Source organism: Flavobacterium gelatinilyticum (genome assembly GCF_027111295.1).
In the GTDB taxonomy this organism is placed as follows: domain Bacteria; phylum Bacteroidota; class Bacteroidia; order Flavobacteriales; family Flavobacteriaceae; genus Flavobacterium; species Flavobacterium gelatinilyticum.
The window spans coordinates 4,280,884-4,301,622 of record NZ_CP114287.1; the positions used below are offsets into that span (position 1 = coordinate 4,280,884).

At 33.8% G+C, this 20,739-nt stretch carries 20 protein-coding genes; 10 read left to right on the top strand and 10 right to left on the bottom strand.

All coding sequences use genetic code 11. The annotated features are described in order from the left end of the window. The first annotated feature begins 163 nt into the window (after positions 1-163). The 5 genes from OZP11_RS18350 to OZP11_RS18370 all read left to right on the top strand — a co-directional run bounded on the left by OZP11_RS18350 (position 164) and on the right by OZP11_RS18370 (position 6,811). Positions 164-1,090, top strand: coding sequence for a magnesium transporter CorA family protein (locus OZP11_RS18350; protein ID WP_281231960.1), 927 nt, complete (start codon positions 164-166; stop codon positions 1,088-1,090). Between the two features lie 495 nt (positions 1,091-1,585). Beyond that, positions 1,586-4,294, top strand: coding sequence for a TonB-dependent receptor (locus OZP11_RS18355; RefSeq protein WP_281235547.1), 2,709 nt, complete (start codon positions 1,586-1,588; stop codon positions 4,292-4,294). An 87-nt stretch (positions 4,295-4,381) separates the two neighbouring features. Continuing rightward, positions 4,382-4,996: a hypothetical protein gene (locus OZP11_RS18360; protein ID WP_281231961.1), complete on the top strand. Its 615-nt coding sequence runs from the start codon at positions 4,382-4,384 to the stop codon at positions 4,994-4,996. Positions 4,997-5,000: 4 nt separating this feature from the next. Next, on the top strand, positions 5,001-5,291 hold the full coding sequence (locus OZP11_RS18365) for a winged helix-turn-helix domain-containing protein (RefSeq protein WP_281231962.1): 291 nt from the start codon (positions 5,001-5,003) through the stop codon (positions 5,289-5,291). A 119-nt stretch (positions 5,292-5,410) separates the two neighbouring features. Then, positions 5,411-6,811 (top strand): DUF4153 domain-containing protein, encoded by a 1,401-nt coding sequence (locus OZP11_RS18370; RefSeq protein ID WP_281231963.1) that lies wholly within the window; start codon positions 5,411-5,413, stop codon positions 6,809-6,811. Between the two features lie 146 nt (positions 6,812-6,957). Here the strand turns inward: OZP11_RS18370 and rluF are convergent, their stop codons facing one another. From rluF to OZP11_RS18385, 3 genes are all read right to left on the bottom strand, one after another. Continuing rightward, on the bottom strand, positions 6,958-7,770 hold the full coding sequence (rluF, locus tag OZP11_RS18375; RefSeq protein ID WP_281231964.1) for a 23S rRNA pseudouridine(2604) synthase RluF: 813 nt from the start codon (positions 7,768-7,770) through the stop codon (positions 6,958-6,960). A 92-nt stretch (positions 7,771-7,862) separates the two neighbouring features. Then, a complete protein-coding gene (locus OZP11_RS18380; RefSeq protein ID WP_281231965.1) occupies positions 7,863-8,210 on the bottom strand; it encodes an antibiotic biosynthesis monooxygenase family protein in 348 nt (115 codons plus the stop codon). Between the two features lie 11 nt (positions 8,211-8,221). Continuing rightward, positions 8,222-9,370 (bottom strand): cytochrome P450, encoded by a 1,149-nt coding sequence (locus OZP11_RS18385; protein WP_281231966.1) that lies wholly within the window; start codon positions 9,368-9,370, stop codon positions 8,222-8,224. Positions 9,371-9,447: 77 nt separating this feature from the next. Here OZP11_RS18385 and OZP11_RS18390 point away from each other — a divergent pair, with 77 nt between their 5' ends. Next, positions 9,448-10,125, top strand: coding sequence for an ArsR/SmtB family transcription factor (locus tag OZP11_RS18390; protein WP_281231967.1), 678 nt, complete (start codon positions 9,448-9,450; stop codon positions 10,123-10,125). Between the two features lie 49 nt (positions 10,126-10,174). Here the strand turns inward: OZP11_RS18390 and OZP11_RS18395 are convergent, their stop codons facing one another. From OZP11_RS18395 to OZP11_RS18405, 3 genes are all read right to left on the bottom strand, one after another. Beyond that, positions 10,175-11,035, bottom strand: a complete 861-nt coding sequence (locus OZP11_RS18395; protein WP_281231968.1) for an alpha/beta fold hydrolase — start codon at positions 11,033-11,035, stop codon at positions 10,175-10,177. Between the two features lie 162 nt (positions 11,036-11,197). Further along, entirely contained in the window at positions 11,198-11,977 is a 780-nt protein-coding gene (locus tag OZP11_RS18400) for a zinc ribbon domain-containing protein (protein ID WP_281231969.1), read from the bottom strand. A 3-nt stretch (positions 11,978-11,980) separates the two neighbouring features. Next, positions 11,981-13,075, bottom strand: a complete 1,095-nt coding sequence (locus OZP11_RS18405) for a Nif3-like dinuclear metal center hexameric protein (protein ID WP_281231970.1) — start codon at positions 13,073-13,075, stop codon at positions 11,981-11,983. A 189-nt stretch (positions 13,076-13,264) separates the two neighbouring features. On the opposite strand from OZP11_RS18405, the gene OZP11_RS18410 reads away from it, so the two are divergent. The 3 genes from OZP11_RS18410 to lpxK all read left to right on the top strand — a co-directional run bounded on the left by OZP11_RS18410 (position 13,265) and on the right by lpxK (position 14,789). Continuing rightward, a complete protein-coding gene (locus tag OZP11_RS18410) occupies positions 13,265-13,504 on the top strand; it encodes a DUF2683 family protein (RefSeq protein ID WP_281231971.1) in 240 nt (79 codons plus the stop codon). 75 nt (positions 13,505-13,579) lie between these two features. Beyond that, positions 13,580-13,762: a Txe/YoeB family addiction module toxin gene (locus OZP11_RS18415; protein ID WP_281235548.1), complete on the top strand. Its 183-nt coding sequence runs from the start codon at positions 13,580-13,582 to the stop codon at positions 13,760-13,762. Positions 13,763-13,766: 4 nt separating this feature from the next. Beyond that, a complete protein-coding gene (gene lpxK / locus OZP11_RS18420) occupies positions 13,767-14,789 on the top strand; it encodes a tetraacyldisaccharide 4'-kinase (protein WP_281231972.1) in 1,023 nt (340 codons plus the stop codon). 28 nt (positions 14,790-14,817) lie between these two features. Here the strand turns inward: lpxK and OZP11_RS18425 are convergent, their stop codons facing one another. The 3 genes from OZP11_RS18425 to lipA form a co-directional block, all read right to left on the bottom strand. Further along, a complete protein-coding gene (locus OZP11_RS18425; protein ID WP_281231973.1) occupies positions 14,818-16,986 on the bottom strand; it encodes a tetratricopeptide repeat-containing hybrid sensor histidine kinase/response regulator in 2,169 nt (722 codons plus the stop codon). 25 nt (positions 16,987-17,011) lie between these two features. Further along, the gene (gene gap, locus OZP11_RS18430) at positions 17,012-18,010 is read right to left on the bottom strand and encodes a type I glyceraldehyde-3-phosphate dehydrogenase (protein WP_281231974.1); all 999 of its coding nucleotides are present in this window, start codon (positions 18,008-18,010) and stop codon (positions 17,012-17,014) included. Between the two features lie 102 nt (positions 18,011-18,112). Continuing rightward, on the bottom strand, positions 18,113-18,979 hold the full coding sequence (gene lipA / locus OZP11_RS18435) for a lipoyl synthase (protein WP_281231975.1): 867 nt from the start codon (positions 18,977-18,979) through the stop codon (positions 18,113-18,115). Positions 18,980-19,311: 332 nt separating this feature from the next. Between lipA and OZP11_RS18440 the strand changes: the two genes are divergently transcribed. After that, a complete protein-coding gene (locus OZP11_RS18440; protein WP_281231976.1) occupies positions 19,312-20,196 on the top strand; it encodes a M48 family metalloprotease in 885 nt (294 codons plus the stop codon). A 54-nt stretch (positions 20,197-20,250) separates the two neighbouring features. Here the strand turns inward: OZP11_RS18440 and OZP11_RS18445 are convergent, their stop codons facing one another. Further along, a complete protein-coding gene (locus tag OZP11_RS18445) occupies positions 20,251-20,631 on the bottom strand; it encodes a PH domain-containing protein (RefSeq protein WP_281231977.1) in 381 nt (126 codons plus the stop codon). Positions 20,632-20,739 lie beyond the last annotated feature (108 nt).

Sequence of the window (20,739 nt, forward strand, 5' to 3'; positions counted from 1 at the left end):
ATATATAATTAATAGTTTAAAGTTTTAGTTCTTGAAAATAAAGGATACTTTTGCACCACTTAAAAAACAAACTTCTCCAAATGGACGATTATTATCATTCGTTAGTATTAAATTAAGCAGCTTTTGAAATTTCAAAATGCTGCAATAAAAACTGTATTTTGAAATGAAAGCCTTTTACACAAACAACAACGGATTGGTGGAAATCCAAAAATGGACTTCAGATTGCTGGATTCACATCGAATCTCCAACAGAAACAGATAAAAAATATTTACTGGAAGAACTTCAAATTCCCGAAGCATTCTACAATGATATCGAGGATATCGACGAGAGACCCCGTATCGAAATTGAAGACGGATGGACATTGATTATCATGCGCATTCCTATAAAAAGCGGCGATGTCAAAATTCCTTTTCATACCGTGCCGCTCGGAATCATTTTTAAAGATGATATCTGCGTGACAATGAGTTTTTATAAAACAGAAATCATTGCCGATTTTGTGCAATATTCACAACGAAAAAACATCGAAATCGAAGATAATTTCAATTTAGTACTGAGACTGCTTTTATCATCCAGCGTTTGGTACTTAAAATATCTGAAACAAATCAATCAAAAAATAAAGCTGGCCGAAGATAATTTAGAGAAATCGATCAAAAATGAAGAATTGCAGGCCCTGCTTCAAATCGAAAAATGTTTTGTATTCTTCATCACCTCTTTAAAAGCAAATGATGTCTTATTCCAAAGAATAAAAAATCTAAAAGCACACAAAGCCAGTTACGATCCGGAATTATTAGAAGATGTCGAAATCGAATTAAATCAGGCGCAGGACACAGCCAATATTTACAACAACATCTTAACCGGAATGATGGATGCATACGCTTCTGTAATCTCCAATAATATGAACAATATTATGAAACAGATGACCTCGATTTCCATCATATTAATGATCCCGACATTAATCGCCAGTTTGTACGGAATGAACGTCCCAAACGGTCTCGAAGAAAGCCAATACGGAATCTGGATTCTGCTTTTAGTTTCAATAGTATTATCAACTTTAGGAGTATTTTTATTCAAAAGAAGAAGATGGTTCTAAAAAAACAAAATTATCAAAGCCTGTTCATCTCGAATAGGCTTTTTCATTTTTATGCTTTGGGCGTGACCCTATTACTGCAAAAGGGCTGATATGCTTTGTGGTTATACGCCCTTTTGCAGCGATAGGGTCGGGCTATCCATGCTGCTCCGGCAGCTTATTCCTATCCCTCACGCAGATCCTTGGTTACTAAAACCATTCGTTTTTACAAAGTTCAAAGTCATGCAGCCGTTTGTAAAAAAAAAAGTGATTTTTCAATCAACCGAAAAATTAACGATTATTGGATTTGATTTTCTAATTTTTTTAACAATTAGTTAGGATTTGTTAAAATTTATAAAGTAAGTTTGCCCCTAATAAAACAAAACAATTTAAGCCCTTACTAGAATATCTGTTACCATGTTTAAAAACCTGCTGTCTCCCCTATGTTTTTTTCAGAATTTAGTTCTTTTAAATAATTTTTTTCCAATACAAAGCCCAATAAAAACGCTTACTTTTTTGGTGTTTTTCTTGTGTACTCTTTCTTCTTCTGCACAAAAAAATCCCGTTATCAGCGGTAAAATTGCTGCCGAAAAAGATTCGCCTATCGAAGCCGCAACCATTTATTTGATTCATCCAAAAGATTCGTCGGTAGAAGCCTATACACTTTCGGATAAAAATGGTCTCTTTAAATTAGAAATCAAAGCCGGGTCTCAAAACAGTATTTTAAAAATTGCGGCAGAAGGTTATCTGGAATTTTCAGATACGATAGAAAAACGCACTCAAAATATGGATTTAGGTATTATCAGGCTTATGAAATATGATATTGAACTGAATGAAGTTATTATAAAAAACGAAGCTCCTATCCGGATAAAAAAAGACACCATAGAATTTAATGCTTCATCATTTAAATTACGTCCAGATTCCAATGTAGAAGCTTTGTTAAAAGAATTACCCGGTGTAACTGTAGATTCGGACAAAAAAATAACAGTAAACGGAAAAAAGGTAAGTCAGGTCTTAGTTAACGGAAGACCTTTTTTTGACGCAGATGGAAAAATAGCGCTTCAAAACCTTCCGGCTGAGCTGATAAATAAAGTACAGGTTTCGGACTTTAAAACCAAGGAGCAGGAATTCACCAAACAGGCTTCAACATCCGAAGATGTTTCACTCAACCTAACGATAGACAAAGAGAAAAACAAAGGTCTTTTCGGTAAAGTAATGGGCGGCTATGGAAGCTCGGAACGTTATGAAAGCAGTGCTTTAGTGAGTTATTTTAATGATAAAAAGCGTGTTAGTTTTTTAGCTTCTTCTAATAATATTAATGCATCGGGTTTTTCTGTAAGTGAAATTTTTGATGCTATGGGAGGCGGAAGGAACAATGGTTCGGGTGGTGTTTCACGCAGCGGCGGCGGAATAATGAAATCGAATATGATTGGGGTAAATTATAATGATGAATGGTTTAAAGGAGCAAATACTGATTTGAATTATAATTTTACCAATTCTAATTTAAACAATACGAATAAAACATCAGAGCTTACTTTGCTTCCAACAGGTTCTTTACTGGCTGAATCCAGTTCAAAAAATGACCAGGATACTAATAAGCATAATGCATATTTTTATCTTGACTATATTATTTCCCCTTCAATAAAAATTGTTATTTCCCCAGTCATTGATGCCGGAAAAAGTAAAGCAGCAAATAATTTTGACAGCAAAACCTGGGATGAGAATAATCAGTTAATCAATTCAAGTAATTCTTTTAATACAACTGAAACAAATAATACTAATTTCAGAAATGATATAAGGTTTTTGTTAGATACTAAGAAAGAGGGGCGCTACTTTACTCTCTCACTTCAAAACGATAATTCACGAAACGATTCAGATTCAAGAGTAAATTCAGCAACAGTTTTTGCGCAGGGAACAAATCCTGACGATCTGCGTAATCAAAATGTTGTCCAGAAAAATGAGAGAGATAAATATACAGGGGATTTTCAATATAGAGAACCTGTAAGTAAGTCACTCAACCTGGCTTTCTCTGTAAGTACGGATCTTGAAAAGAGAACAGATGATAAGAAAACATTTGACCGTAATGGTAACAATCCTGAGTATGATATTTTTAATGAATCACTTAGTAATTTTAGTTCTTTTACTAGTTTTCAGGTGAATCCTAAAGTTGGATTTAGTGCCGAGGGAAAGAAATTTGAATTAATGGTTTATACAGGAACTTCTGTTATAAAGACCGAAAATCATGCGTTGTATTTAAAGGAAACTACAGATTTGGATAAAAACTATTTTATTCCAAACGGGACAATCCATTTTAATTACAAATTAACAAAGTCGAAAAATTTAAGGATGGCATATGAGCGTAAATTTACGATTCCAGCAGAAAATCAGGTTTTGGCAGTTGCTAATTTAGATAATCCCCTGATTGTTATAACTGGTAACCCTAATCTAAAAGCTTCGACTTTTCATTATTTACAAGGAACGCTTATGGATTTTAATTTTCAGACAAATTCGGGGTATCATATCCGTTTTAATTCAACATACTTTGACAGCCAGATCGTGAGAGCTTCTGCCTATAACAATTCTGGAAAGCAGATTTCAACTTTTGATAATGTAGAGGGTACATACAATATATTATTGGGAGGAGAATGGAATAAGACCATAAAGAAAGAAGCAAATAGTTTTAAATTTCGGTTTAATATAAATGGCAATTATAATTTTGATAAAGGTTTTACAAATGGGCAGCCGTATGAGGCAAAAGCATTTAGATTTACTCCCGGGTTATTATTTGCCTATGGCTACGGAGAATTAGTTGATATCAAACCGTCGTATAATTTCTCGTATAATGACATTAGGTATAACAATATTTCTTTAAGTTCAACATCAAACACAATTCATAACTTTAATATCGAAATGACAAGCTTTTGGCCTAAGGACTGGGTTTTTGGGAATGACTTTGGGTATACCTATAATTCGAATATTTCCGGACCTTATAAAAAAGATTTTTACTTGTGGAATACCAGTTTATCCTATAAATTTAGTAAGCAGTTTGCACTCAAAATTAAAGTGTATGATTTGCTGAATCAAAATCAGAGTGCTTCAAGAACAATTACGCCAACTTCTGTTATTGATTCAGAAAGTAATGTTTTAAAGCGTTACGCAATGTTTTCTTTATTGTATAAATTTCAAAATTTTAAAACAGACGAGAATAGTATTTATGGAGTGTATTAATTATAAATCACTTTTCTGAAAAAAGCGTTCTTTTTTTATTGTCGTTTCAAAATAAATAATAACTTTGTAACGCAAAGTACTTTAATTATGAATCAAAAGCACCAAGAAGATTTAGCACATATTCGTTCCATGATGGAGCGTTCTTCAAGATTTATATCATTGAGCGGACTTTCCGGAGTTTTCGCGGGTCTTTCGGCTTTAATTGGGGGTATTTATGTGTACCAGCTTTTTAAAGCGAACGGAATGGATTATCTAAACGATGAGCACAGATTATATTCTGCAAATCTTGTTTCAGAATTATTCTGGATTGGAGTTACCATTTTAATTTTTGCCTTTGCATTCGGAATCTTTTTTACCATTAGAAAAAGCCGAAAATACAACCTGCCAATCTGGACATCGGTAACAAAAAAAATGCTGTTTAATCTTGCTGTTCCGCTTATGGCGGGAGGAGTGTTTTGTCTGGCAATGATGCATCACGGTTATTTTGGATTAGTAGCACCGTCGACTTTAATATTTTACGGATTAGCAGTTTTAAACGCCGAAAAGTATACATTTTCAGATATAAAATACCTGGGATTTTCCGAACTGATTCTAGGATGTATTGCACTTTTTAATATAGGATATGGTTTGATTTTCTGGATTTTAGGATTCGGAATCCTTCATATCGTATACGGATTAGTGATGTTCAAAAAATACAAATAACCCTATGGGAATTATTGATAAACTAAATAAAGATTTTGAAAGCCGTGTCAGATTGGGTATTATGTCCATTCTGATGGTTAACGACTGGGTAGATTTTACCGAGATGAAAACCCTTTTAAATATAACCGATGGTAATTTAGCAAGTCATTCCTCTGCACTTGAAAAGGCCGGTTATATTGAAGTAAAAAAAGAATTTGTGGGCAAAAAGCCTAAAACCTCTTATCAGGTTACGGATTTAGGACGTGCAGCCTTTAAAGAGCACTTATCGTATCTTGAAAAATTGATGAAATCTTAATAACTCTATTTTTTTATCCTAAAACTTTGAAATACAAAGTACTTTTAAATTAAAACTTAAAAATAATACTGACAAAAGAGCGAATTATAGTTTAACCAACAACAAATACATCTATAAAAATGAAAAAACATCAAATTATTTTAGCCTGCAGTTTAATTTTTACACTGCTGTTTTACAATCAGGGACCCGGAATTAATATTTCAATTTTTGGCGTGGCACTGACACTTTTAATTAGTTATTTCTTTCAGGAAAAATTTGTCGACAGATCACATCTTATTTTGGTAATAACCTCTATTTTATCCTGTTTTGCCTTTGCGTGGTACGGAGACGCTGCATCGCTTTTTGCTTTAGCCTTGTCCATATTATTTTTACAGTTTAAAACCCAGAGCGGTGAATTGAAAATGTTACAAATTTTTCCGCTCATCGTTTTAAACGGATTTGCTTCTGTAGGACGTATTTTTATGTTTAATCAATGGCTTCCCGAAAGAAAAATTCACAATGATTTTGCGAAAAAAATAGTAGCCTTTGTTGTCATTCCGCTGGTATTTTTAGGATTGTTCTTTATTGTTTATTCTTTCGGGAGTAATCATTTTTCTTCCTTATTTACAGATTACGAATTAGACATTGATATACCTGAATTGATCTTAGTAGTTATTCTGGGATTCTATATTTCGTTTAGTTTCTGGAATTATTGGGTTCCTGACACCTGTTATGAATACAATCCAAAATTGAATAATAGTTTTACAAATGTTTCAGAAGTAAAAAACCAGAGTACATTTTCATTTCTGGATCTTGATTTTGAAAGAAAAAGCGGTGAGATCACTTTGGTTTTATTAAACATCATGCTTTTGATTTTCATAGGAACCTATAATTACGAACAGTTTTTTGAAGTGGTCGAAAAAGCCAATTTAAGTTCTGATACACACGAACGTGTAAATGCCGTAATTTTTTCTATTCTGATGGCTGTGGGTGTAATTCTGTTTTATTTTAAAGGAGGGTTTAATTTTGATGAAAAAGCAGGAACTTTAAAAAAGCTTGCCAAAGTATGGATTACATTAAATGCAGTTTTGATAATAAGTACCATCATCAAAAATACCGAATATGTTTCTTTTTACGGATTAACATATAAGAGATTAGGAGTTTATGCATTTTTAATTCTGGCTGTAATTGGTTTGGTGGTTTCATTACAAAAAATACGCAGACAGAAAACCAACGCATATCTTTTCAACCAAATGATCTGGTATTTCTACGGAACCCTGCTTTTGTGCAGCTATATAAACTGGGGAAACCTGATTACAAATTACAATATTTCGGTTAATAAAGGAGTAGAGCCGGTATTTTTAAGCGGCTTAAATTTTAATGATGATGCCCGAAGAGAATATTTCTTAAAAAATAATCTGGATGGAAATTACGCTGAAATTAACAGAGAGAGACTCATTGAGAATTATCAGAATGCAGGTTTTTTATCTAAAGCTTTGTATTATGATTTCTTAGAGCCTAAAAAACAAACACAAGATTAATTTAATAGATGCAATAAGAAAAAAGATTCAAATAGTGTACTATGTGTATTTCAACTAGTGAAACGCCTTATTTAAGTTTACAAAATCTATGTCTCTATGTGTTAGAAATATTGTATCAAAATGTGTTGTATAAAAAAAGAAGAGGATTATTGTCCTCTTCTTTTTTTAAATCTCGGATCATCTTTCGAAATAAATGTTCTTCTTCGGGATGGAGCTTCAACTTTAGGAAGACTCGCTTCTTCTGTTTTGCTCGAAGGCTCAATTAACTGATTGAGTTCTTTTATCTCAGCATCAGATAAATCGCGGTAACGTCCAACCGGAACGTCCAGCGAAATATTGATAATCCGGATACGTTTAAGCGCCGTAACTTCGTAACCCAGATATTCAGACATTCTTCGAATCTGGCGGTTTAAACCCTGCGTTAAAATAATTTTGAAAGTATATTTACTAATTTGCTCTACTTTACACTTTTTGGTAACGGTATCCAGAATTGGAACACCATTTCCCATACGCTGAATAAAACGCTCTGTAATAGGTTTGTTTACCGTAACCGTATATTCTTTTTCGTGATTGTTTCTAGCACGAAGAATCTTGTTTACAATATCACCATCATTCGTCATAAAAATTAACCCTTCACTGGCTTTATCCAGCCTTCCAATAGGGAAAATACGTTTAGGATAATTGATATAATCAACAATGTTATTTTGAACTTCTAAATTAGTAGTACATTCAATCCCTACCGGTTTGTTAAATGCCAGATAAACTAGTTTTTCGTTTTTCTCCACGATTAGTTTTCCGTCAATTCGCACTTCATCATTAGCTGAAACTTTAGTTCCCATTTCTGCCACAGCACCATTTACCGTTACACGTTTTTCGTCAATTAACTTGTCCGCTTCACGACGTGAACAATAACCTGTTTCTCCTATAAATTTATTGAGACGTTTAAGATTTTCTTCCATACTGCAAAAGTAGGCAAAAAAAGAATTTAGATTTCAGAATTTAGAATTTAGATTTTTTTTGAAAAACTCTGCCTCTTTGTTACTTTGAACCTTTAAGAATGATGGAACTCTCGACTGTCTTCGGGAGTTTCATTTCTTTCAAACATTCCGTAATCACGTACTACGGCGGCAATTCGCAAATGATAATCTTTAAAGATTCCGTTTCGGCCTTTTTCCTGAGCGTGGCGGTGCATTTCAAGATTTCGCCATTGATGAATACTTTCTTCATCTTTCCAAAAAGACAAAGACAAAATTTTTCCGGAATCGCTCAGACTCTGAAAACGTTCAATAGAAATAAAACCTTCAATATGACTTAATTCGGGTTTCAGGCTTTCGGCAATATCCAGATATTCTTCTTTTTTTCCTTCGTTTGGGATTACTTCAAAAATTACAGCTGTCATGTCGTATGGTTTTAATTATAAATTGAAATCCAGATTGCTTTTGGCAGCCTGGCATTAATAAGAGATTCATATTCTATTTCATGATCTAAAATAGATATATTTTTAAAATTACAGAATAAATAATGTAGAGCCTCCGTCGCAAGATTAATAGAAAAGTACTTCGCGAGACACATATGTCCGCCGATTCCAAAAGTTAAATGTTCCTGATTATTTGTTCTTTCAGTATCAAAAATCGTAGGGTTTTCAAATTGTCTATCATCTCTGTTTGCAGCAGCGAGAACAACAAGTATTGTTTCATTCTGTTTAATGGTACTATTATTAAGCTGAATATCCTCTGCAGCTATTCTTCGAGTGTTATGAATTGGCGGATCAAACCGCAGCGTTTCAACAACTAGTTTCTGAATCTGGGTTTTGTCAGTTTTCTTAAAACTATTTTCTTTAGAAAAACATTGCAGTAAGGCATTACTCAATAATCCTCTTCCGGCATCATAACTTTGAATAAAAAGGCCGATTAAATTACTTACAAATACTGATTTTGTTTCCTGATAAGAAATGCCATATTTTGTTGAAATAGCTGTGATTGCATTTTCATAAAATGAAATCGAACTGATATGCTTTTCAATAATTACATACATTTTTTCAGAAATAGCATTAATCGCTTCTATATCCTCCGATTTTTTATTAGGCTGCATTATTTTTATTAGCGGTTCTATATTTTTTGAAATGAAAAAGGAATCGTCATCAGTAAAACCCAAACTTTTTAAAACAGTCAAAACCGGCAGTTTTTTGCAGACTAATTCAACCCAGTTTATCTCAGTATTGTTATTGTTTTGAAATAATTCAGAAAGTATTGAATCTATTCCGATGTTTTTCATGTATGAAAAAACGATAAAAGCACTTTCTTTTGCTATTTCATGCTGAACTCCGTTTGAAAGCCTTGCCAGATTACGACTGATTTTTAATGCGTATTCGTTAAAACTATTTTCCGAAACCGCTGGAATGTATGCCTTTTTATGATTGAGTATTTCGGTACAATATTTATAAGAATAAACAGCCCATATTTTATGCGATTCATCCCAATACATGGGACTTTCTTCAAGCATTTTATGATATAACGAATACGGATTTTTAATTTCAGATTGTAGAAACAGGGTTGACATAGTATATATTTTTCAGCAAAGTTATTTACCTTTAAGTTTCAATACTTCAGTTTATCCTTAACTATGGTTGTCTTAAAATGGAAAATCAGTTTATAAAAATAGCCGCGCTGCTTGGCGATCCAACCCGTGCAGTTGTAATGTGGACACTACTCGACGGAAAAGCATTTACGGCTACGGAATTGGCAATAGCAGCCAATACATCACCGCAAAACATGAGCATGCATTTGACGAAATTGCTGGATGCGGGATTACTATGCGTTGAAAAACAAGGACGACATAAGTATTATAGATTTTCGAATAAAGAAACCGCCTATGCAATTGAAGCTATGGCAAGTTTAATACCGCCTGCAACTTCTGAAAAAAAGGAAAAAGATCAGAATTCACCAATAAAACACTGTAGAACTTGTTATGATCATTTAGCAGGAAAAATTGGTGTGGCTCTTGCCGAAAGTCTGCTTGAGCAGGGAATTATCCTGGATATTGATACTAAATTCGAGGTAAGCCCTAAAGGTGAAAAATGGTTTTCTGATTTTGGAATTCATCTTGACGATCTTAAAAAACAAAGGCGTATATTCTTAAAGCCGTGTTTAGACTGGAGCGAAAGAAAAAATCATATTGCCGGATCACTCGGTTCATCTTTACTCGATAAAATGATTACTGACGATTGGCTTCGAAAAACCGAAAATTCCCGCGCAGTACAAATTACCGGAAAAGGTGAAAAAGAATTATTCAGACTTTTTAAAATAATTGTTTAAAAGTTCTATTGAAAATCCTTTGTTTCTTTGAGCCTTCGAAGCTCTGTTCCTAAGAGCTTTGCTCGTTAAAAAGAAACTCAATCACTTTATCATACAAATCATTGTCATGCATTCCGTGGCCTAAACCGCTCGTTTCGATAAATTGGCTGTTTTTCCAGTTACTGGCGATTTTTTGTCCTTCGGCAAAAGCGACGATATTATCTGCAGTATCATGAGCAATAAATCCCGGAATCGTAAAACCTGATGCGAATTTCTTTCCTGAAAAATCTTCCAGTTTAAAGTTGAATCGGTTTATGAATTTACTTTCTAAAAGAGGCAGCATTTTATTGTTCAAACTCAGCATTGCAATGTAATTGTCAATCAAAGTTTTCAAATCAGACGGCGCTCCTAAAATTACCATTTTAGTAATACTCGTATTCGGAAACAAATATTGATGATACACACAGGCTGCACCGCCAATAGAATGACCAATAATAATTGCTGGCTGGTATTTTTCTACAGCTTTGTTTATAAATTCGGCATAAAGCGGGATGTTAAATTCTTTTCCGCTGCTTTGTCCGTGCGCAGGAGCATCTATTGCAATAATGGTACTTCCTGATTTTTGAAGATGAGGCAGCGTTTTTTTCCAGCGTGCGGCATTGCTTTCCCAACCGTGAACCAATAAGATTTTAGTCTCATTTCCTTTCCATATATAGGTTTGAAAATGATGTTCGTTATGGTGGAATATTTCTGTTTCGGTGTTTTTTAAAACTTTTGGAAGTTTTTCTTTTTTTAATCTGCCTACTCTTGGCTGGCTGAAAAGTGCGTAAGAGAGTTCCATTGCTTTCTGCGGGCGTACATAACTCAAAAAATTTATATAAGACCCAACCGATTTTAATGTAATGAAACGGATTCCTTTTTTAATTCTCAAAACTTATTTTTTTTCTAAAGGTAAAAAAAGGTCTGCCACGAATTGCACGAATTAACACGATTTTTTAATTCTCATTAGGCAAAATATAATTAGTGAAAAATTTGTGCGATTTGCGGCAAAAAAAGAGCAAAAAAAAGTCCCGATTTAATCGGGACTTTGTATTTAGAATTTTGCGAACAATTGTTCCATTTTTTCTTTTTCTTCTTCAGCTAACTGCGTGTCAACTAAAATTCTTCCAGAGTGCTCATCAGTGATGATTTTCTTTCTTGAAGCAATTTCAACCTGAGTTTGCGGCGGAATTGTAAAGAAAGATCCGGCAGAAGCTCCTCTTTCGATAGAAACAACAGCCAAACCGTTACGAACACTGCTTCTGATTCTGTTGTAAGCTGCTAATAATCTGTCTTCGATTTGTGAAGCATATTCAGCAGACTTCTCAGTTAAGAAAGCTTCTTCTTTCTGAGTTTCAGCCATAATAGCGTCTAATTCAGATTTTTTATGTTTTAAATGAGAGCTTTTAGCATCAAGTTTTTCTTTTAAATTAGAAATAACTTCTTTTTTATGCTCGATAGAAGCTTTCATTTCTTTTATTTGCTTTTCAGCCAATTGAATTTCTAATTCCTGAAATTCAACTTCTTTTGTCAAAGAATTAAATTCTCTGTTGTTACGTACTGATTCTTGTTGTTTTGTGTACTTTTTGATAACCTCTTTATGCTCCTCAATAGCAATTTTCTTTGCTTTGATTTGCTCCTCAATCACTTCAAGTTCACCTTTCAGTTTCTCTGAACGAGTGCTCAAACCTGCAACTTCATCTTCTAAATCTTCAACCTCTAAAGGAAGTTCTCCTCTAACGTTTCTGATTTCGTCAATTCTAGAGTCAATAAGCTGTAAATCGTATATTGCTCTTAACTTGTCCTCAACACTTAATTCTTTCGTATTCGTCATATTCTATAAGTACTTAACTGGATTTGTATTTTCTTCCGATAAAATGATCGCAAAATTAAGAATTTTTTTTCGAAGATAATCAACAATATAGTTTTTTGTATAGCGTTCGCTCTCAAAATGACCAATATCTGCCAAAAGTAACTTATTTTCTGCTTCATAGAACTGATGATACTTCAAATCAGCGGTTAAAAAAGCATCGGCGCCGGCCTGAATTGCGTTTTTAATGGCAAAACTTCCTGAACCTCCAAGAACCGCGACTTTCTTTATTTGTTTTCCTGTAAAAGCAGAATGACGAATACCGCGGGCAATCATCATTTCTTTTACATACAAAAGAAACTCTTTTTCATCCATTTCATTTTCGAGTTCGCCAATCATTCCCAAACCAATATTCTGATGCGAGTTTTGAAGATCGTAGATTTCATAAGCCACTTCTTCGTAAATATGATTCGTTAAAAGTGCTTTTAGAACTCGGGATTGTAAGTGTTTTTCAAAAATAACTTCGATTTTGATTTCGGTTCCGGTATGCAGTTTTCCTTTCTCTCCAATAACCGGATTGCTTTTTTCGTTTCCTTTAAAAGTGAAAAAACCTTCAGAATTAAAACTGCAGTTGTCATAATTTCCAATTGTTCCGGCTCCGGCTTCAAACATCGCATTTCGTACTTTTTCTGAATTATCAGGAACGGTATAAGTAACTAATTTTTGAATGAACTGCTGTTTTGGAACTAATATTTTGGTATTGATTAAACCCAAAGCATTGCTGAAAATTTTGTTTACGCCATGAGAATGATTGTCCAGTGCGGTATGAACGGCATAAATAGCAATATCATTTTTTATCGCTTTAAGAATGGCACGTTCGACATAATTTTTACCCGTAATTTTTTTTATTCCGGAAAATAAAATGGGGTGAAAACAAACAATTAAATTACACTTTTTAGTCTTTGCTTCATCGATTACATTTTCTAGTGCATCGTGACAAACCAAAACCCCGGAACATTTTCCTTCCGGATTTCCAACTAAAAGTCCAACATTGTCAAAATCTTCTGCATAGGCAAGAGGTGCCATTTCTTCGAGTACGGATATGATATCTTTGATTTTCATTTGAATTTTTGTTTCAAGTTTAATGTTTCAGGTTTTGATATTGGGTGAAATTAAAAACCTAAAAACAAATTAACGAAAAAAAATATACTTTGGATTAATCTATATGCTGCATCAATTTGTTTTAACTTTTAAGGTCAATTATTTTCATGAATTTCATTTCGTATATTTGTAATCTTAAATGATAAAGTCATGGTTACAATAAAAATTGACGAGAAAACGAAGAAAGGAAAAGCATTTATGGAGATGTTCGAGGTTTTTTTTAAAAATGTTGAAGGTATTGAAATCGTTCAGCCGGATTATGGACAGGTTAATGAGGAAGAAAGTACTTATAATCCTGAATTTGTCGATATGGTTTTGAAATCTGCTAAGGATAAAAAAAGTACAGAAATTAATCCTAATGATGTATGGGGAAGTTTAGGATTGAAATAAAAGAATTAGCTAAAAAACAAATAATTCAACATTAATAAATCAGGAGATAAAAAGAGCATCAAAAATATTGAAAAAATTCTTTTAGAACTTTCTGAAACTCCTTTTGAGGGAATTGGAAATCCTGAACCTTTAAAATATGAACTTGCTGGATTCTGGTCCAGACGGATAAATCAAAAAGACAGAATGATATATTATCTGGAAGATGATACTGTTACAATTTTTATCGTTTCAGCAAAAGGTCATTACTCAGATAAATAATTATATGAATCTACTTCGAAAAATACTTTTCCCATTTGCCATTTTATACGGTTTTATAACTTCAATCCGTAATTTTTTGTTTGATAAAGGCATTCTTAAATCGACTTCATTTGATGTTCCGGTAATTGCTGTTGGAAACTTAAGTGTGGGCGGAACAGGAAAAACACCTCAAATTGAATACCTGATCAGATTATTGTCTGATAAATATAAAGTGGCGGCATTAAGCCGCGGTTATAAAAGAAAATCCGAAGGTTATGTTTTGGCAAGCGAAAACTCGAATGCCGAAATTTTGGGTGATGAACCGTTTCAGTTTTATCAAAAATTCCCAAATATTAAAGTAGCTGTAGATGCCAATCGTACAAACGGAATTATGCAATTGCTTTTACATCCTGATAAGCCCGAAGTTATTTTGCTGGATGATGCCTTTCAGCATCGAAAAGTAAAAGCCGGATTTTATATTCTGCTGACTTCGTATGATGATTTGTATGCAGATGACTTTATGCTTCCAACGGGGAATTTAAGAGAGAGCAGGAGCGGAGCAGATAGAGCTAATATTGTTGTAGTTACAAAATGTCCAAATAATTTATCAGAAGAAAAGCAAGCTGAAATCCGTTTGAAGCTAAAACTGAATTGTTCGCAGCAGATCTTTTTTACTTTTATAGATTATGATACAATTATTTATAACAAAGATCAAAGTGTTGAGGTAAGCGAAATTAAATCAGAACCCAAAATTCTTTTGGCCGGAATTGCAAAACCAAAACCTTTTTTTGACTATTTAAAAACAGAAAACGACGAATGTCTGATTTTTCCGGATCATCATCATTTTTCTGATGCTGATTTAGATTCGATTCAGAGTAAAGCCAATGGCAGAAAAATTATTACAACCGAAAAAGATTATGTTCGTTTAAAAGATTCTAAATTGGTTTCGCAATTGTATTATCTGCCCATAAAAAGTACTTTCCTAAATCATCAGCAAAACTTTGATGCATCAATTCTGGAGTATGTAAAAAACAACTTGAGTTTTTAGCAGCTAGAATCTCGGTATCAAGAAAAAATTAAAGAAACTTTGCAATGATGCTGTAAAATTCGTCAGGTGCAAAAGGTTTTGTAATAACATCATTCATTCCGTAAGATAAAAGCATGTCTCTGTTTTCATCAAGCGAAATGGCTGTCAGTGCAATAATCGGCGTTGTTTTGTCAAAATCCCTGATTTGCTGTGTTGCCGTTGTGCCGTTAATTCCAGGCAGGTGGACATCCATTAAAATCAGATCAAAATGCTTGGTTTTTAGGAGTTCGACAGCTTCTTCGCCATTGTCCAGAATGTCGCAGGAAATAGATTTGTTTTCCAGCATTTTGCGGGTAATCATCTGGTTGATTTTGTTGTCTTCAATTAGTAAAATAGATTTATTTTCTAATTGTTTGTCGTTGTACGGTTTTTCTTCGGGAGCTGCTTCCAATGGTTCGTTGTTGATTTTAAAATTTAATTTGAAAGTAAAGGTCGATCCTTTGCCCACTTCACTTTTTAATTTGATTTCGCCGCCTAAAAGCTCAATTAGTTTTTTTACAATCGTAAGACCTAATCCGGTTCCGCCATATTTTCGGTTTACTTCTACAGAACCCTGGGCAAAACTTTCAAAAACGGTTTGCAGTTTATCTTCGGGAATACCAATTCCGGTATCTACAATTTCGAAGTAAATAGTGACATGATCGTCTTCCTGTTCAAACAATTTAGCAATAACATTTACATGGCCGTTTTCTGTAAATTTCAGTGCATTGTTAATCAGGTTTAAAACAATCTGCGATAATTTTGTGGGATCGCCAATTAAATTATCAGGAATAGTATCGTCGATTTCGAGATTGAAATAATTTTTATTTGCTGTGGCCAATTCTTTTAAAGAACTCTGAATATTGAAAAGCAGTTCTTTTAAATTAAAGCTGATATATTCAATTTCCACTTTTGTAGAATCTATCCGGTTGATTTCAAGGATCTCGTTGATGAAAGTGGTCAGATAATTTCCTGAAAACTTTAGTGATTCCAAATATTTTAATTGTGTCTTTTTAGGATGATCTTCAAGCAGCAAATGCGTAATTCCGTTAATAGCATTAAGCGGTGTTCGCAGTTCATGGCTCACAGTCGATAAAAACTCAGACCGTGCTTTCGAAGCTTGTTCTGCCTTGTTTTTTGCCAGAATTAATTCTTTGTTTTTTTCTTTTAAAAGTAAATTGTTCTGATTTCTGATAATATTATTTTTATACAAAGCCAGACTTAAAAGAGATAAAATAGAAATTAAAGCAATTGCCAAAATACTTACCAGCTTAGAATACCGATAGGTTTTGAGTTGTATTTTTTCTTCGCTTTCTTTTTTGATTGTATCGTTTGAAGCCTTGTTTTTTTTGAATTTTTCAAATTCTTTAGAATCAATTTTAGTGTTTTTTAGCTTTAGGATATAATTTTCTAATTGATAATGCTCTTCGAGATAGGAATAGGCAAGGTCAAAATTTCTGTTTTGCTTGTAAAACTTACTGATAGCCAGTGTAATTTTTGATTTCTGCGAGAGATCATTTATTTTATCATTGTATTCTAATGCCTTGTCGAAATAAAGTACAGCAGAATCATTATGTTTAAGTTCTGCTTCAATTAATCCAAGCTGATAAAAGGCATCGCTTTTGGTTTTTAAAAGCGGATAATTATCTGTTTTTTTTATTATTCTATGGAGTATTTGAGAAGCTAAAGACAGATTTTGATTGTTTTTGAAGGCTATGGCTTTTTGATATTCTAAAATTTCAGAACGATCAACAGCTCCAATTACTTTTAAAAGATCCTGTGCTTTGGCGTAATAAAACTCGGCGGTTTTATAATTTCCTCTTATCGTATTGACAGCGCCAATATAGTGCAGTGCCAAAACTTTGGTGCAGGTTGGTTTTATATTATCAAAAGAAGCAATGCTTTTATGAAAGTTTACCAGCGCTTCATCGTATTTTTGCTGATTGTAATAAATTTTGCCCAGTTTGAAGGTCTGGTTTCCCAGACTTTCCGGCATATTATGGCTTTCACAAAAATCAATCGATTTAAGGGTATAAAAAACGGCTTCGTTGTATTGTTTGCTGCTTATCTTTTTATTTGCCAGTTTGTTGTAATAAGCAATACTGTCTGTATTCTGTTTGGTTTGAGAATACAAAAACGAGTTTAATAAACAACCAGCAATGAAAAGATAGTATTTCATGAATGACACGCATTAACAATGAATCTTATGTTTTTCTGAGCAGGAGAATCAAATCGATTAATCGTGATGAATAGCCTATTTCGTTGTCGTACCAGCCTACAACTTTAACCATTTTGTCTATAACAGAGGTTAGCTGCGCATCAAACAAACACGAATGGGTATTGCCAATTATATCAACAGAAACGATAGGATCTTCTGTGTAATCTAATATTCCTTTTAAATTTGTTTTTGAGGCTTTTTGAAATGCGATGTTAATTTCTTCGATAGTAACAGCACGTTTAACATTGAACGTAATATCTGTCAGCGAACCATCAGGAACAGGTACACGAATACCGCACCCCCCGATCTTTTCATGCAATTTAGGAAAAATTTTCGTTAATGCCTTCGCTGCACCGGTTGTTGTTGGAACGATTGACTGACTTGCGCCTCTGGCCCTGCGTAAATCCTTATGAGGCTGGTCATGAAGACTTTGGTCTGTCGTAAATGAATGTATTGTGGTAATGTAAGCCTGCTCAATACCGCACAATTCTTCGATGATTTTTATCATCGGAGCTGCGTTGTTTGTGGTACAGCTTGCATTGGAAACAATATTTTCTGTTCCGTCTAAAATATTTTCGTTAACACCAAGAACTACTGTTTTAATCGTATCTACTTCTGATGGGGCAGAAAGAATCACCTTTTTTGCTCCTGCTTCAATGTGTGCGTTTAATTCCTCATGCGTTTTGTATTTCCCTGTTGATTCTATTACAAAATCTATAGAATGACTTTTCCAGTCTAAATTTGAAATACTTTTTTCGTGAAAAAATAAATAATGTCTGTCGTCAACAATAATCCCGTTTTCATCATGACCCACTTCAAGAGGAAGAACTCCATGAATACTGTCGTATTTTATTAAATGCGACATGGTTTTATTATCTGCAATGTCATTAATTGCAACAACTTCTATTTCAGGATGGTTTATAAGAAGACGAAATAAGTTTCTTCCAATTCTTCCAAAACCATTAATGGCAATTCTTGTTTTCAATTATCTGGTTTATTCGTTTAATTATTAAAATCGTTTAACTAATTTAAACCGTTAAACGCAAGTACGAATAAACGATTAATCAGTTAAACGATTAAACTTAATTTATAAAATATGCTTTTGTGCTTTGTATGAAGAACGAACAAGCGGTCCGCTTTCGACATGACGGAAACCTAATTCCTGACCGTATTTTTCATATTTGGCAAATAATTCAGGAGTGATGAATTCTTTTACAGGCAGATGTTTTTTAGTTGGCTGCAGGTATTGCCCGATAGTGACAACATCAACATTTGCATCACGTAAATCTCTCATGGTTTGAAAAACTTCTTCCTCAGTTTCTCCAAGACCCAGCATGATTCCGGATTTGGTTCTGTTAATTCCTTTTTCTTTCAAATAACGCAAAACTTCTAAACTTCGGTCATATTTTGCCTGGATTCGTACTTCACGTGTTAAGCGTCGAACCGTTTCCATGTTGTGAGAAACTACCTCGGGATTTGCTTCGACAATTCGGTCCAGATTTCTTTCCATTCCCTGAAAATCCGGAATCAAAGTTTCAAGAGTAGTTTGCGGATTCATTCTGCGTACAGCTTTTACAGTTTCCATCCAGATAATAGAACCGCCGTCTTTTAAGTCGTCTCGGTCAACACTGGTAATAACAGCGTGTTTAATATTCATGATTTTAATAGAACGCGCCACTTTTTCAGGTTCGTCCCAGTCTACTGTTTCGGGTCTTCCGGTTTTAACACCGCAAAAACCGCATGAGCGGGTGCAGGTATTACCTAAAATCATAAAAGTAGCTGTTCCTTCTCCCCAGCATTCACCCATGTTAGGGCAGCTTCCGGAGGTGCAGATTGTGTTTAAGCTGTATTTATCTACCAAACCGCGAAGTTCAGTATATTTTTGTCCAATTGGGAGTTTTACCTTTAACCATTTCGGTTTTGCAGGCGGTATGTTTTCAATGGCTGTTTCCATATATCTTTAATCAAAAGACAAAGATACGGAATGTAGTTTATTTGATGATTTGTTTAAGACTTATTTTGGATATCAGAAGAATTAACAACCGGAAGCCTAAAATTGAATATTATCTGACACAGCGTTAAAATGCTGCGTTTTATGATGAAAATTTGGTTTTAGCTATTTGTTTCTGCTGTTTATTGAAAAATAAATTGATAATATTGATAGTCAATTGATTATTACTTGTTTAAAATTTATACCTTTAATTGTTAAAAAATAAACGTAAAGCAGCTGATTTAGAATGTCTGATTGTAATACATTTGATGTTAAATTGAAAATTTTAATTAAAGATGAAAAAGAAAATTATCGTATTGGGGATTTTGTTTGCCTCGTTTGGTTTTACAAAGATAAATGCACAGATTAATTTAGGAGATAAAGCGATAGGAGCTCTTCAAAAAGGTGTAACAGCTTTTACTTTAACAAATGCTGATGCTGCCACTTTGTCTAAAGAAGCAGTACGCAAATTAGATTCGACTAATGAAGTAGCTGGACCAAATGATGGGTATACGTTAAGATTAAACAGAGTATTTGGCAAACATACTGCAGGTGATGGTTTTACATTAAATTATAAAGTTTACAAAGTTAAAGAAGTAAATGCTTTTGCAACTGCAGACGGAAGTGTGCGTGTATATTCTGGCTTAATGGATATTATGGATGATAACGAATTATTAGCAGTAATTGGTCACGAGATTGGACACGTTGCCAATAATGATTCAAGAGATGCTATGCGTGCCGCTTACCAAAAAGAAGCTTTAATTGACGGAGTATCTTCTCAATCGACTAAAATATCTGCTGTAACAGACAGTCAGCTGGGAAAAATAGGAAGTGCTTTAATTGATAGTAAACACAGCCGTAAACAAGAAACTGAAGCGGATTTGTATTCCTATGAATTCTTAAAAAAGAACGGGTATAATGTAAATGCCGAAGAATCTGCTTTTAGAATTCTGGCTAAAATGAGTGAAGGTGCCGAGTCTTCTTTTATTACCCGAATGATGAGTTCGCATCCCGATTCTAAAAAAAGAGCGGATGATGCAAAAGCAAGAGCAGAAAAAGATGGTCTTTACAAAGCATATGTACAGCAAAAAATTGTAAATACAGTGCCGGCAGCAACCAAAACGACAAAAACAACTGCGAAGAAAACCACCACAAAGAAAACGACAACTAAAAAGAAATAATTCTTTCTTGATATAAAAGAAAACGGCAGCCTGAAAAGACTGCCGTTTTTATTTTTATCCTAAAACGTGATAAGCTAAAACTTTCTGTACTTCGTAAACATTTACAGATTTGTTGAACTGTTTTACAATGCTTGGATTTAATTCACTTGAAACCCAGATTTTCAATTCGGCATCAAGATCAAAAGTTCCGGCTGTTTCTACACTGAAACGTGTGATACTTTTGTATGCAATTGATTTGTATTCTGTTTTGCTTCCGGTTAAACCTTGTACAATGATCAGGATTAATCTCTTGTTGGTGAAGATAAAAGTGTCCCGGATAAGTTTAAAACCCATTTCGATTTGTTCATTCTCTGTTAAAAGCTGTCCGTATTTTTTAAGTAATTCCTCCTGGCTTACAGCGCCTGCATTACCCATTAAAGCTGAAAATATTCCCATTTTTATTGTTTTAAATTTTGATTGAATTTTCCTTTTAAATTGTAAAAGTACTAAAAAGGGAATATGAGATTTTATTAGTTATGAAGAAATTAACGCACAGAAAATTCA

Coding starts and splice junctions, on each gene's coding strand:
- OZP11_RS18350 (WP_281231960.1), top strand. CDS start 164: ATGAAAGCCTTTTACACAAACAACAACGGATTGGTGGAAATCCAAAAA.
- OZP11_RS18360 (WP_281231961.1), top strand. CDS start 4,382: ATGAATCAAAAGCACCAAGAAGATTTAGCACATATTCGTTCCATGATG.
- OZP11_RS18365 (WP_281231962.1), top strand. CDS start 5,001: ATGGGAATTATTGATAAACTAAATAAAGATTTTGAAAGCCGTGTCAGA.
- OZP11_RS18370 (WP_281231963.1), top strand. CDS start 5,411: ATGAAAAAACATCAAATTATTTTAGCCTGCAGTTTAATTTTTACACTG.
- rluF (WP_281231964.1), bottom strand. CDS start 7,770: ATGGAAGAAAATCTTAAACGTCTCAATAAATTTATAGGAGAAACAGGT.
- OZP11_RS18380 (WP_281231965.1), bottom strand. CDS start 8,210: ATGACAGCTGTAATTTTTGAAGTAATCCCAAACGAAGGAAAAAAAGAA.
- OZP11_RS18385 (WP_281231966.1), bottom strand. CDS start 9,370: ATGTCAACCCTGTTTCTACAATCTGAAATTAAAAATCCGTATTCGTTA.
- OZP11_RS18390 (WP_281231967.1), top strand. CDS start 9,448: ATGGAAAATCAGTTTATAAAAATAGCCGCGCTGCTTGGCGATCCAACC.
- OZP11_RS18400 (WP_281231969.1), bottom strand. CDS start 11,977: ATGACGAATACGAAAGAATTAAGTGTTGAGGACAAGTTAAGAGCAATA.
- OZP11_RS18405 (WP_281231970.1), bottom strand. CDS start 13,075: ATGAAAATCAAAGATATCATATCCGTACTCGAAGAAATGGCACCTCTT.
- OZP11_RS18410 (WP_281231971.1), top strand. CDS start 13,265: ATGGTTACAATAAAAATTGACGAGAAAACGAAGAAAGGAAAAGCATTT.
- lpxK (WP_281231972.1), top strand. CDS start 13,767: ATGAATCTACTTCGAAAAATACTTTTCCCATTTGCCATTTTATACGGT.
- OZP11_RS18425 (WP_281231973.1), bottom strand. CDS start 16,986: ATGAAATACTATCTTTTCATTGCTGGTTGTTTATTAAACTCGTTTTTG.
- lipA (WP_281231975.1), bottom strand. CDS start 18,979: ATGGAAACAGCCATTGAAAACATACCGCCTGCAAAACCGAAATGGTTA.
- OZP11_RS18440 (WP_281231976.1), top strand. CDS start 19,312: ATGAAAAAGAAAATTATCGTATTGGGGATTTTGTTTGCCTCGTTTGGT.
- OZP11_RS18445 (WP_281231977.1), bottom strand. CDS start 20,631: ATGGGAATATTTTCAGCTTTAATGGGTAATGCAGGCGCTGTAAGCCAG.